General features: G+C 50.0%; 6 protein-coding genes. 2 read left to right on the top strand and 4 right to left on the bottom strand.

Annotation, left to right across the window (positions count from 1 at the left end; translation table 11 throughout):
* The first annotated feature begins 201 nt into the window (after positions 1 to 201).
* Complete coding sequence (locus PP769_RS03825; RefSeq protein ID WP_312645384.1) at positions 202 to 4,110, top strand: PAS domain S-box protein; 3,909 nt, start codon at positions 202 to 204, stop codon at positions 4,108 to 4,110.
* Positions 4,111 to 4,762: 652 nt separating this feature from the next.
* Here the strand turns inward: PP769_RS03825 and PP769_RS03820 are convergent.
* Entirely contained in the window at positions 4,763 to 7,465 is a 2,703-nt protein-coding gene (locus PP769_RS03820; RefSeq protein WP_312645382.1) for an AMP-binding protein, read from the bottom strand.
* A gap of 296 nt (positions 7,466 to 7,761) precedes the next feature.
* Here PP769_RS03820 and PP769_RS03815 point away from each other — a divergent pair, with 296 nt between their 5' ends.
* Positions 7,762 to 9,168, top strand: coding sequence for a cyclic di-GMP phosphodiesterase (locus PP769_RS03815; RefSeq protein WP_312645380.1), 1,407 nt, complete (start codon positions 7,762 to 7,764; stop codon positions 9,166 to 9,168).
* Positions 9,169 to 9,404: 236 nt separating this feature from the next.
* On the opposite strand, the gene PP769_RS03810 is transcribed toward PP769_RS03815, so the two are convergent.
* From PP769_RS03810 to PP769_RS03800, 3 genes are all read right to left on the bottom strand, one after another.
* Positions 9,405 to 10,847, bottom strand: coding sequence for a DUF3482 domain-containing protein (locus PP769_RS03810; RefSeq protein ID WP_312645378.1), 1,443 nt, complete (start codon positions 10,845 to 10,847; stop codon positions 9,405 to 9,407).
* A gap of 6 nt (positions 10,848 to 10,853) precedes the next feature.
* The gene (locus PP769_RS03805; RefSeq protein WP_312645376.1) at positions 10,854 to 12,335 is read right to left on the bottom strand and encodes a DUF2868 domain-containing protein; all 1,482 of its coding nucleotides are present in this window, start codon (positions 12,333 to 12,335) and stop codon (positions 10,854 to 10,856) included.
* A 214-nt stretch (positions 12,336 to 12,549) separates the two neighbouring features.
* Positions 12,550 to 13,695 carry an AI-2E family transporter gene (locus PP769_RS03800; protein WP_312645373.1) on the bottom strand — a complete coding sequence of 382 codons (1,146 nt, stop codon included), beginning with the start codon at positions 13,693 to 13,695 and terminating at the stop codon, positions 12,550 to 12,552.
* Between the last annotated feature and the right edge of the window lie 36 nt (positions 13,696 to 13,731).

The following is a 13,731-nucleotide window of genomic DNA, read 5'->3' as shown; positions in this document are numbered from 1 at the left end:
CGTTGGTTTTGTTGATGTTCAAGGGTTTCACTCATATTCATGGATTGGGAAACTCACAAATCTTTTAAATCCCTGATAGAGCCATTGGGTTTGACCCTTCATTTAAATGGCGTACAATACTTCCACGATTCCGGCCAAGCTTCTCTACTGAAGGCCATTTTGGCAGAAAATGAGGAAAGCAAAGGGAGAAAGATGGAGGCTGTGAGAACCACCACACCCACTATCCTTGTTGTGGATGACGAGGTGGACATTTGTCTGGCTTTGAGTGATCTGCTGGAAAGTGAAGGGTATCGGGTTGAGACCGTGGAGACCGGAAGCGAAGCGTTACGTCGGGTGTCCCCGGTTCATTCCTATAGTGCGGTTATCCTGGATTTAGGTCTGCCTGACCTTGATGGGCTAATTGTCCTTCAACGGCTGTATGGCCTAGATCCCACCCTTCCTGTGGTCATTCTTACGGCGCATGGCGATCAAAAGGAAAAAATCCTCACTCTGCAACATCATGCATTTGCACACTTGATCAAACCCTATGACCGGCAAGAGGTGGTTGAGATGGTGCATCGCGCGGTTGCGGCCAAGGATTTGACTTGGAAGGCCGCACAGGCGGAAGAGGCGCTCACCTCCAGTGAATCGAAACGACAGCTCGAACAGGAACGCACGCAAGCTTTGCTTTCCGAAAGTGAGCAACGGCTGACGTTGGCCTTGAAGGCGGGAAATATGGGGATATGGGATTGGCATATTCCGACCGGCCATCTTATCTGGTCGGAGGAAGTGGCCGGGCTCTTCGGGTTAGCGCACGGGATGCTTGATGAAACATTTGAGGCTTACGAAAACTGCATTCATCCTGATGATCGCTCGATGCTTAAAGAAATCATTGGAAAAACGTTGGAGAACGGGGTGCCTTATGAAGTCGAGCATCGAATCGTGTGGCCAACCGGGGAGGTCCGGTGGATCGCCTGCAAGGGGCAGGTTGTTAAAGATCAGGATGGTCTCCACCAACGAATGCTTGGCATCGTTCAAGATATCACCACCCGAAAACAGGCAGAGATCCATTTGCAGGACAGTCAACGGTTTTTGACCTCCATTGTGGATAATCTCCCGCATATGATTTTCGTGAAAGATGCCAAAGATCTCCGCTTTATCCGCTTTAATCAAGCCGGAGAAAAGCTCATTGGCTATTCCAAGGAAGCGATGATCGGGAAAACCGACTACGATTTGTTTCCCAAATCGGAAGCAGATTTTTATACCAGGAAGGATCGAGAAGTCTTACTAGGTCAAACCCTGATTGATATCCCGGATGAAGTCATTCACACCCGATTTCATGGGACACGGTATCTGCATACCAAAAAAATTCCGATCTTAGATGGTCAGGGAATCCCTCAATATCTTTTGGGAATTTCGGAGGATATTACTGAGCAGAAGCAGGCGGAATTGAAACGGACAGAACGTGAAACCTTATTACACCTTATTTTTGAAATGGGGCCGGGTTGCATTAAACGGGTTGCCGCCGATGGGACTCTGCTCCACATTAATCCTGCGGGGTTGGATTTAATTGAAGCGACAAATGCCGATGATGTGCTTGGACGTTCTGTCTTTGACCTCGTCGTGCCTGAGTATCTGGATGCCTTTAAGCGGATGCATCACGAGGTAATACAGGGGAAGAAACAGACCCTTCAATTTGAGGTTCAGAGCCTCAAAGGCACCAGAAGTTGGATAGAAACGTATGCGGTGCCATTCAAGAACCCCATCACGAATGAAATCGAACATTTGGCGGTCACACATGATATTACGGAACGGAAAAAGTCAGAGGAGCAGGCTCAGCAGTTGTCACGTCAGAACGAACTGATCCTGTCCTCGGCTGGTGACGGGATCTATGGATTGGATCTACAAGGTCGGACAACCTTTGTCAATCCGGCTGGGGCAAAAATGTTGGGGTATGCGCCCCAGGAGCTTATTGGATCCTTTATGCATGGAACCGTCCATCATTCCAAATCCGATGGTTCTCCTTATCCCAGTGAAGACTGCCCAATGTATGCGGTCTATTCTGACGGGGTTTTTCGGCAGGTAGAAGATGAAGTCTTGTGGCGCAAAAACGGCACCAGTTTCCCGGTGGATTATACCAGCACGCCCATTTGGCAGGATGGGAATCTGACCGGAGCCGTCGTCACCTTTCGAGATATTACCGAGCGCAAACAAACGGAAGAAGCCATTAATAAATCGAGAGAGGATTTTTTGACATTAGTCGATTCACTGGAGGGGATTGTATGGGAGTGTGAGTTCCCTTCTTATCGGCTTACCTTTGTGAGTCAACAGGCCGAGCGTTTGTTAGGGTACCCTGTAAATGAATGGTTAGAGAATTCCGATTTTTTCTGGGGTCGGCTTCATGAAGCTGATAAAAGCCGGGTGATGGATTTTTGCCGGGAAGCCACTCTCAGGAAAGAAAACCATGAATTAGAATACCGATTTTTTAAGAAGAACGGGGAGGTGATCTGGCTGAGGGACCTGGTGACCGTGGTGGTGGAACATGATCAGCCTGTGAAATTGCGTGGAGTCATCTTTAATATTACTCAGACGAAGCAGGCAGAGACGGTACTCCAGGAGAGTGAAGAACGTTTCAGACTCTTGAGTGAAGCGATTCCTCAGCAGGTATGGACGGCACGCCCAGATGGGACTTTAGATTATGTCAATCGACGGGTTCTCGAGTATTTCGGCTCATCCTTTGAGGAGATGATCGGTCATGGGTGGCAGCGGTTTCTGCATCCGGATGATCTGCCTGGATGTCTGGATTGCTGGGACCGGGCACGTGAAACCAACCAACCCTACGAAATCGAATTTCGCCTACTGCGGGGGTCAGACCATGCCTACCGATGGCATCTCGGGCGGGCTCTTCCTGTTTTTAATCCAGAGGGGCAGGTGGTGAAATGGTTTGGATCCAACACGGATATCACTCAATTGAAACAGTTGGAAAATCAGGTTCGCCAATCTCAAAAAATGGAGGCTATTGGGACCTTGGCAGGCGGTATTGCCCATGATTTCAATAACATTCTTATGGCGATCATTGGCTATACGGAACTTGCCAAACAGAGTGCCAGGGACAATGACAGGGCACAAAAGAATCTTGATGAGGTGTTGGTAGCCGGGCAGCGCGCCAAGGAATTGGTGCAACAAATTTTGACATTTAGTCGACAAACCGAGCAAATGCAGCAGCCGCTTGACCTTCAAGTGTTGGTCAAGGAGGTTGGCAAATTCCTTCGTGCCACGTTCCCGGCGACCATCGACATTCGTCAACATTTCACTGAGGCGACCTCGATCATATTAGGAGATCCCATCCAAATGCATCAGGTGTTGATGAACCTGTGTGCCAATGCCGAATATGCGATGCGGGGAAGCGGAGGTCTTCTTGAATTGAAGTTGGAGCGTGTGATTGGTGAACCTGATGGGATCGGCGCAGCTCCTGACCTAAAGGGAGGTGCCTATGTATGCCTGACTGTTCGAGATACTGGAACGGGTATGACTCCGGATGTCCTCCAACGCATCTTTGATCCCTTCTTTACCACGAAAAGGGTCGGTGAAGGGACGGGAATGGGCTTGGCCGTAGTCCATGGAATCGTCATCAGTTATGGGGGTGTAATTAAGGTGGAGAGTGAACCCGGACAGGGAACTATTTTTAGCATTTATTTTCCGGAGATGGAGGCGGCCCATTATCCAAAGGAAAATCTTCCATTGTCACAAGATGTGTTTATGGGCCGAGGGCATATTCTTTTTGTGGAAGATGAAGAGCCCCTTGCCAGGCTTGGGGAGGAGGCAATGAAGGGGTTGGGGTATGAGGTTATGGTGCGTACGAGTAGCGTTGAAGCTCTGGAAGCCTTTCGGGCCGATCCCTTTCGATTTGATGCGGTGGTGACCGATCAAACGATGCCGCATATCACCGGGGAAGCTCTGGCGCGTCAATTGTTAGAACTTAGACCCGACGTGCCTATTATCCTGTGTACGGGGTTTAGTCACAGTATGACATCGGAAAAGGCCAAAGCCATGGGGATACGGGCTTTTCTTTTAAAGCCGCTGTTGATCAAGGATCTCGCGTGGGCTCTTCGGGAGGTTCTTGATTCATGATCCTCTGAAAAAGACCACAAGGTCATTTGGACCATAGGAAGAAATCTTTCAACTTTTGTTTTGAAGGATATTGTAGTTTACAGAGGCCTCGTAATACCCAACATGACAGTTTTTTAAACTTCTATCACGCAACGAATCTCCAGTAAAAGAATCAACAAATCTTCAAAAGGCCTTCCTCTTATTTTATAAAATTTTCCAAAGACTTCTTGGTTGCGTAGCTCCCTCGTCCCTCACAGGCGGACCCCCTCCGCCCGGCCCACAGGGTGGGCGCTCTCGAAACTCGCCGAGCCCTGTCTGAGCTCAGCGAGTTAAATGCTCTTCCGTGGCTTGCGTCCGCCTAATTTGATGAGCCGGGTCGGGGCGTCATTGGGTTCGGGTCCTTTTGCCTACACAATAAAGGTTGCACTCCTCGACGCATGAGGCAAAACCTCGGCTGCCTGGCCGAAGCCCGGCATCTTTCGAACATTTAAATCAATCCCATTTGTGAAATTTCAGTTAACATCATTGTTTGCCCCAAACCAAACGCCAGATTTTTGAAATGTCTTTAACCCCGCAAAATGCGACCATTGGAGTTTCTCAAAGAACTCTCATAATAGCCGGGTGGTTCAGGATGTGCGTTGACTGACCCTCCGGATAACCTTGCCTGTTTCGATTAGAGAGAGGCCACTGCCTCACGGATTAACTGCGTCGCAGCTAAATAGGGGTCTTCCCCTCTGGTTGTCCATGTTTCAACCATGGATGGGGTAAAGGTTTGCCCTTCCCCAAAGGTGAGGGATATGGGATGACGTTGAGGTGTCTTGGCATCGGGGGGCCAGACCTGAAAACTTCCTTCGATTTTGACCGGGATAATGGGGATGTGTAATTCACAGGCAAGAACCCCGAGACCTTTCTTGAATGGAAGGAGCTGCCCATCAAGGCTCCGTTCCCCTTCCGGGAAAATCAGGAGACTTTTCCCGTTCCGGAGAAGGGCGACTGAGGCCTTGAGGACATTGACCAGAGGCGTCTCCGGTCCCACGGGAATCACATGACCCACGCGCGCGACCCATCGACGAAACGGTGATCGAAAAAACGGTTCCCAGCCAAGAGTGTAGAGTTGCGTAAAGGTGGATGGTGACACGGTCGCCAAAATAATAAAGGGATCAACAAAACTCAGGTGGTTGGCCGCCAGGATAAAAGGTCCCTCCTTGGGCACATGTGTGATGCCTTTGACGGTCAATGGGAAGGCTATACGGGAGAGGTTTCCGACAATAGCCATGCCTATCTGCCCGATGATTTTATTCCCTGGGGAAAGCCGAGCGAGGACTGTCTTTTTTAGGGCTGGAGGGAGTGGGGTTTGGAAGATCTGATGCCAGGATGAGGTGGTTTCTGTGTCCTCAACGGGAATTTGCTGAAGGGCCATGAGCTTGGTTATGACATCACGCACTGTAACGACTTCTCCCATGAACGTTTCCGGGACCGCTCCCAAACGGCTTTCGAGGGCTGCTTGAAATTCAACGCGTTTCAAGGAGTCGAATCCCAAGTCCAGATCCAGGTGGTCGTCCAATCGTAGGGCGCGGTCGGCTGAAACCAGCCCGACAAGCGTTTGGATAACCGCTTGGCCGATGGGTGTTTGGCGAATCTCCTGGTCGGTCTCAGGTTCTTGGCCCGGTGCGGGTTCAACGGCAGTCTGCTTAGATTGCGTCATGGCACGAACAAGATGACGCTGGATTTTCCCTAAGCGCGTGCGTGGGAGGGGATCTTTGATAAAGGTTACACCACTGATCCGTTTGTAGGAGGGAAGGGTTGCGGCGACACTATTCAGGGCATCTTTGATATAGGTCGCGGAATCATGAATTTGGTGTTCTCGTAAATAATCAAAATTTGGGACGACCACGGCATGAAGATGTTCGCCTTCCTCACCAGCGCGGGGGAGTCCAAGGATACAGAGTTCGGTAATCGCCGGATTCTGTTGGTACGCCTCTTCCAATTCTTCGGGAAGAATGTTTTTTCCTCCAGGTGTGACGATCAGTTCCTTGATCCTTCCGGTGAGAAAGAGGTATCCGTCTGAGTCTAGATAGCCCAGATCTCCGGTAAAAAACCAGCCATCACGAATAGCCTCTGCCGTTTCAGCCGGTGCTTGGTCATACCCCTTCATCACATTAGGCCCTCGTACCACCACTTCTCCTATTCCTTCTTCGTTCGGCTGATCGATTCGCACCTCAACACTGGTCAGGGGTGGACCGACGGAACCCGGTTTCAGTCGAGACAAGGAACTAAAGGCAATCACGGGCGCCGTTTCAGTGAGCCCGTATCCTTCCCGAATGGTAAATCCAAGGCTTCCTAAGTCTTTCGAGATTTGTGGATCGAGTTTGGCTCCCCCGCAGCACAGCAGTCGAAGCGAGGACCCAAAACCGCGGTGAACAGGGGTAAAGATACGTCGTCCTGGATTCCATCGGGTATGGGTTCTCACAAAATCTGACAGGCCAAGTAGAAGCGTGATTAGCGGACGGACGAACGCGGGACGCCGGCCGAGTTCTTCAAATATGGACCGACGAATCATGGAGAAAATTTGGGGAACTCCCACTGCGATCGTAATTCCGGTTTCATGGATACATTGCACCAGATCCGGTCCCTTGAGTGAAGATAAGAAGGTCATTCTGGCGCCCAGGAGAATGGGGACGAGGTAGGCGATCATAAAGGGATAGGCATGGTGCAGAGGGAGCATGACTAAAAAATTATCTTCCGGTCCCGCTAAATCTTTCCTCATAATGTCTTTGGCATTGGCCATAAAGTTGCGGTGAGTGAGTAGCACGCCTTTGGGTTTTTTGGTGGTGCCAGAGGTATAGAGCAACGAAGCCACATCGTCCGGATTCACTTGCCTATCGACGAACGGTTTCTGCTGTCCTTGTGATATGAGATCTTTCATGGGCAGGTGGGGGGATTTGGTAGGGGGGTCCATGTTCACGACGGTGATCGTGGTGGGAAGGCCTTGAATCAAGGGCACGGTTTTTGAGCTGACGAAGACGAGCCGACTATTGGAAGTGGTGAGGAAGGACAGCAGTTGCTCCTGTGGCATCTGAATATCCAGTGGGACGGCTGTGGCGCCGACGGTGAGGATGCTGAGATGAGCAATCACCCATTCCGGGCGATTTTCAGCCACGAGTGCGACACGGTGGCCCGGACCAAATCCGTGTTCATGGAGACTGCTCGCCAATCCCCGAATGAGCCGTGACACTTCCCCGTAGGTGTATTGTCGATAACCCTCTCCTTCTTTTATTTGCATGACCACATGATCGGAGGCGATGGCGGAGAGTGCGAAAAATGCCTCAGGAATAGAATCTGGAAGATTGGTGGGACCGATGGGAGGAACTTGCATCGTTTGGGTCTCCTGAGAGGAATGTCAAGAATCATCCGAAACCAAGTCTACCCGAAAGGGGACATTGATCCAAGAAAAGACTTGGGAAGCGGGAACCGAGCTTAAAAAAGGGTCAAGTTGGTGTGATGAGGCTTCCCCGGCATGAAAGGAAAAGGCTTTATTCACTGTCGGCAGGTGTCAAGACTTAACCAATATGGAAAATATTCCGAAAAAGACTGGAGCTTTCTGTTTAGTCCCATATTTGTAGTCATTCCCCAGATTGATGTTTTGATTTTAGCTGAAAAAGAGATTGTTCTATGCCGTTCTTTAAAGTTGAAGATACCCGGGATCTTCGGATCGGGACGTTTGTCAAACTCGAAGGGTCCTGGTTCAGCCATCCTTTTCCCACGAATACCTTTCAAATCAAATCCTCTGATGATCTGACGACCATTCAAGCTCTCCAAAATGTTGTCATTCTCCACGATCCTGAACGGTCGGCCTCGTTCGATGTTGAGGATGTTCCGGATGAAAACCGGCGGCCCCTGGATCATGATGAGAGCGTCAGTAGGGAGGAAGACACAGAGGCCATTTCCGATTCAACATTCGATCACCCGGACGACGACGGACCACTGATAAAGGAATCTTCCCTATCCATAATCCTGGACCGGCGACAGGATTACCATGAATTTCAGAATCATTTGCGTAAGATTGAAGGGGCATATCAAAAAACCCTTGGACAGGGGAATGAATTGTTCCGGCAACTGAGTGATCGCCGGCAGTCCGGACGTAAAACCGCGGATGCAATGATCACGAGTATTGTCACGGCCATACAACATCCCAAAATGGCGATGTCGTTAATCGATGTGGTCGGCAGTAACGGGGCCACGTGGGGCCTGTCTGAACATGCCCTCAACGTATGCACCCTTTCCCTACTCATCGGCCGGCAGTTGGGTTTGGAAGTTGAGGGATTACTTGAGCTTGGGCGTGGAGCGTTGTTCCACGATGTGGGTTATCGCGCGTTACCCATGAATGTACGATTTAGTGCGGTTGGAATGAAAATCCAATCGGATCCCGAGTTGGGGCCACGACATCCGGAGGTAGGGCGACAGCTGATGGCATCCTTTCCGGATACCAGTCCAGCAGTATTGGAAATGATTGAACGGCATCATGAACGACTGGATGGTTCGGGATTTCCAAAGGCCATGAGAGCAGACGCCCTTTCCTTGTCGACAAGGATCGTTATGGTTGCGGACCATTATGATGAACTTTGTAATGCTCCTGATCTACAATCGAGTCTCACCCCTCATGCGGCGTTGTCCCGACTCTTTCGCCACGTGGTTATGAAGGGAGAATTGTCCAGATTCTGCCCGGAAGTAGTGCAAGCCCTGGTGCAGGCCATTGGAGTCTATCCACCAGGGAGCCTGGTGGAATTATCTGATGGATTTCTCGGGGTCGTGGCACGGATCAATATTCATTACCCGACCCGACCGACAGTGTTATTGTATGCGCCTTGGATTTGCCGAAGTGATGGAATGTTGGTCAATTTGGCACAAGAGCCTGAGTTGGAAATCAAGCAAGCCCTCCATGTGAAGGATATACCCCTGCCTGCCCTTGCCTACTTGAGTCCACGTCGAATGGCCATGTTTGTGCATGCGACTGAGCCTACCACTGTGGCGTCCAACAGTAGGCGGCGTCAAAATTTTAAATCAAATCTTAAGCGGTAGTCCGGGTGGTTTTGAAAGGAGACGGTTGAGTTTCATGAATACTGTAATTTCGAAACGAACGGTAGGGCGATAATTGTTAATGGACTGACAAGGTTTGCCAAATTTCTTCATATTAGCCTCGAGCTAATTCAAGAAGAGAGCCTTGCTCAGACTCCTCAGAAAAAAACCTATCATTTGTTCTCCCCTTTATGGACTCGAAAAATTTGTAAAGGGGTGAACCAGATAAACGGAATATGTTAGGCCGGAGATCTTTCTAACCAATCTTTGGCTTCGGGATAAAATTGGCCCAAAATTTCCTGACTCATTCTTGAGAGTAGAAGAACGAGTTTGGCCTGGAGGTGATCCGTGATTGCGGTTGTGGGTTGTGGCGATCGAGCCAGTTTCCACACTTGGTGTAGAGCGTCTTTTTGTTGTTCAAGAACTTTTTCGGCGGCGCGTTGCCAAAAAACGGGAAACTCTCTTGGGTCCGTGTAATCTCCCCGTCCCCTCCCGCAATGGGTCACCGCTAAATAGCGTAACAACGCATCTCGCGTTTGCCGGTCAAGAAAGGCAGGGACCCAGGAAATCCCATTGGAATTGCCTGTTTCCTGACTTTTGGCATAGGTTCGTTCGGCGAATGCTCCAAGGATCGCTCCTCCAATGGTAAATGCGCCATGAGAGAGTCCTCCGGTGGCTAAGTCCGAAGCCAATCCGGCTGCCGCGCCACTGGCCAGTGCTCCCCAGAACGTCTCTTCTTCCCACGGTTTTTTTTCACCTGGCACGGTCACATCTTCAATCCTGGATTTGAGTGTGTGCGCGGCATCGCCGGTTAACCCATGTAACTCAATAAGATCTGCGGTGACGCCGGAGATGCGTTGTGCTAAACGTTGGTCCAGTGCCTGAATCGCATTTTTGATTTGCGGCCTTTTTGAGAACCCCGTCGGCTCTTGGGGAAGGCATTCTCCATCCATGGCGGTCTCGATCAAGAGTTGAGTGAGATGGGTCATTGATGTATCAAAAACCTGCCGATGGATGGCATACCAGGCCTTTCCTAATTTTTTCATCGTGGGGTGTTTTTCCGATGGCAGGACCTGAGTGACGTGATCCCATAACACACCTTCCTGAACCCAGCAACGCGTAAAGGCATCCAAGCTCATCACGTCTTTAATGACGCGTTGATTCACCCAGTGTTGTTTCCAAAGGGATTCCAATTGTCGCTGTTGTTGTGGGTCGATCAGACCGGTTTGATTCACTAACACAATGACGGGTTTATTCAGCCAGGTGAGGAGATCGAGTTCAGGTTGAAGATAGCCCGCCATGGATGGATCTTCTGTCGCATTGACGAGGTATAACACCACGTCAGCTTCATCCCTGACGTTTCGGATCGCTTGCTGACTGCACCAAAACGGTTTGTCTGCAATACGGTCCCAGACTTGAGACACCATCCACCCAATCGGGTTGGTGAGTCCTTGAAGACGATTCAAAAGCTTGTGGCTATTTCCAAAGCCTGGGGTATCCCACAAGTTGAGTCGGGAGCCATCAGAAGTCTCCAACAATACAAAGTGTTCATTTTGAAGCGTGACATGGGCCTGATCGAGCACCTGTCCGACGTCGCGACGCAACAGAGTGCGGGCCAAGGTGGTCTTTCCGATATTGGTATGGGAAATGAGTGAAAGCGTGATAGAAGAAGGGACCGTCATGTCATCTCACCTTTTTGAAGGCCACAGAGCAGCTTGGGCCTTCTCCAGAAGCTGGTCGCGGGATGTTTCTTTGGCATCAAAGGCCACGATTTGTAGATGGTAGTCGTTGGCAAGTCGTTGCCAGGTTTGTTGACGTTCTCTCATTTGTATCTGATCAGCAAGGTGCCGATAGGGCTCCTGGTCCAGAACAAGGAGTAAGTGATGTTGTCCATTAGAGGATTCAATTGAGGCTTGAACCATGTGAAAGAGTTCGCCGTGCACCTCCGCTTCCGGGGTTTGCGCCAAATTACAGAGAAGAACCACCGTTTGAGGTGAGGCGGTTGCCTGCAACCAGGTAACGCTTGTCTGCCCATAAGGAAGGGGGTCACTCCAATGCAAGGTCGCTTGATTGCCAATGAGATCCAGGAGGCATTGTCCCAAGCAATCTAAAGCCGCCGGAGAAGGTTGATAGCTATAGGGCACAATATCAATTTGGATGCCTTGTCCGCGTTCAGTACTCAGCAGTTGCAGATAGTACGGCTCATCGAGAGGGAGCGTGAAGGATTGCGCGGCTTTGTGTGCGAATCGTGCGGATAACCAGGCCAGGGTTACCCGAGGTATGACGATACTCACAAAGGCCGTCAGTGCCCACATGTGAATCCACTGAGCAGCAGAGCCCTGGGCTGGAGCTTGAAGATGTGCAAGGTCTTCGGCTGATGGAAAGGGAAAACCCAGAAGCCAGGCTGCTGGTCCCAAGAGTCCGTATAGGATCGTATGCACCTGTGCCGCTGATAAGAAGGTGCTTTCCCACGTGGCTTGATAATCTAGAACTAGTCCACGGACGTACATACTGAGGATGATGCCAAAGGCCAGACAGGCTGATCCAATATGCAGCAGATGACGAGCGCGACTGACAATGACGGGATGCCGGTGCCTCCACCACAGGTTCATAAATCGTTCGGAAGATTGAAGAATCCATTCTCTGACCGCACCTCCAGGTAAAGCAGTTTTTGGCCATGGTCCTTTCCCCAACCATTCCGTTACGGTGGCAAATCCTTTGGCCAGGTGACGGAGAAGCGGCCCGGTTAGGTCCTTTCCCAGCAGCGGCGGCAGAATGGTACCCGCATAAGTTCCCAAATTCCACAAAAGCAGAATCAAGAGTGGAAAGTTTAAGAGATTGATTCGTTGGGTCGTACCGAGCCCATTGATAAACAAGCCGACAACAAAGGCCGGTATCGTCACTATGGTATATGGAATTGTAGCCTGAGCGCCTCGAAACGATTCCGTGATCATAGGGTAAGAAGTGGAGAGAAAATTCCAGAGAGATTCCGCTCGATTGGTGAAAAATTGGATAGAGCTCTCTGCTGATGAGGGTGGTTCGTGGGGCAAACTTTTTTTTGCGTGTTGGCTGGCTCGCTGTCTGGTGGAGTGTGAGATGTATCGTCCTTGTGGGTCTGATTGTTCAAGCGCCTGGATTAACAAAATTTTTGATACCTGTTTCGAATTCATAACTATAGCCATTTTGGCATCTGAATCTGTGGTTTTTTCAGGATGGGGTCACAAGGCAAACAGCCTGCCAGGATTGACCTACAACCATGATTGATCTGACTGTTGTGTCTGTGTAGAAGGTGACGTGTTTTGTTGTGTGATAAATGGCTAATTGCATGTTGTGAGGTCAACCCAGGGAAAATGGGAGACGCAGTCTATCCTTAGTTTGTATGGCTCAGGTATGGAGGGAAACCGAACCGGCATGTTTTGACTCGGAAGAAGAAGCATCCGGTTGAGGCTCCTGGGAATTAGTGTTTACGGATTGGACAGCGGAAGCCTCAGAATCTAACAAGATACTGATCCAACGGGTCGAGGGGCTGCTTTCCAAGGCAATTTTCACCACCATGGTCATGGGAACAGAAAGCAACATTCCAACCGGTCCCCACACCCACCCCCAAAAGACCAAGGAGAGAAAGACAACAAGAGTGGAAAGGTTCAGCTTCCTCCCCATAAGTTTGGGTTCCACTACATTACCGAAGATCAAGTTGACGGCTACATACCCCGCGGCTACCAGGAACAGGTGTCCAATGCCAAATTGAATATAGCCCAATAGCATTGGCGGGACTGCTGCAATGATTGACCCGAGGTTTGGAATAAAGTTCAGCAAAAATGCCAGAAGTCCCCAGATAAGGGGAAAATCAATCCCTAAGGCCCACACCCACAACGCGACAATCACACCCGTTCCAAGGCTGACAACGGTTTTGATAGCTAAATAATTATTGACGGCGTCCGTTATTTTTTGGGCCTGGGAGAAAGTGCCTTTCGGATCTCCGAAGGCTGTTCCTACTTTCTTTTCGAAGCTGGACGCCTCAAATAAGATGAAAATGACGGTGAGGAAAATTAAAAAAGAATTTGTGAGCACGTTTCCCAACCCGGACAACATTTTGGCTACCAGCCTCATTGAAGCACCCGGATCGATAGATTTCAGTAATATGCCTTTATCAAGTTGGAAACCCAACTCCTGAATCCAATGGATCATGGGCTCGATTTCTTGGGTCAGGCGAGCTTGGTAACGTGGAATGGCTTCAGAGAAGTCATCCAGGGATGTCCCAATAATCAGAATAAACACAACCCCCACACTGAGAACTCCTAGGACGACACCAAACACCGCCAATGGCGAGGGTATACCTTTCTGTTGAAGCCAAAAGACTGGTGATGCACTAATAATGGCAAGAAATATTGAGACAATAAGAGGGACCAGAATGGGCTCTGCAGCCCGCATCCCAGCTACAACTATGATAAATGCTGCGGTGGTCAACAAGAATCGACCAGTTGGGGGATGGCTGGAGGGCGGTAGTTGGGATATCTGCTGGTTGTGCATAATGAAAAGATTTTATTGCGAAAACCGTTTCTCCTT

The organism is Candidatus Nitrospira allomarina, from assembly GCF_032050975.1.
GTDB lineage: Bacteria > Nitrospirota > Nitrospiria > Nitrospirales > UBA8639 > Nitrospira_E > Nitrospira_E allomarina.
This window is presented reverse-complemented; position numbering and strand designations above follow the sequence as displayed.

What these genes read in the sequence shown, in the direction of transcription:
- PP769_RS03820 (WP_312645382.1), bottom strand. Translation starts at nt 7,465, where the DNA reads ATGCAAGTTCCTCCCATCGGTCCCACCAATCTTCCAGATTCTATTCCT.
- PP769_RS03815 (WP_312645380.1), top strand. Translation starts at nt 7,762, where the DNA reads ATGCCGTTCTTTAAAGTTGAAGATACCCGGGATCTTCGGATCGGGACG.
- PP769_RS03810 (WP_312645378.1), bottom strand. Translation starts at nt 10,847, where the DNA reads ATGACGGTCCCTTCTTCTATCACGCTTTCACTCATTTCCCATACCAAT.
- PP769_RS03805 (WP_312645376.1), bottom strand. Translation starts at nt 12,335, where the DNA reads ATGAATTCGAAACAGGTATCAAAAATTTTGTTAATCCAGGCGCTTGAA.
- PP769_RS03800 (WP_312645373.1), bottom strand. Translation starts at nt 13,695, where the DNA reads ATGCACAACCAGCAGATATCCCAACTACCGCCCTCCAGCCATCCCCCA.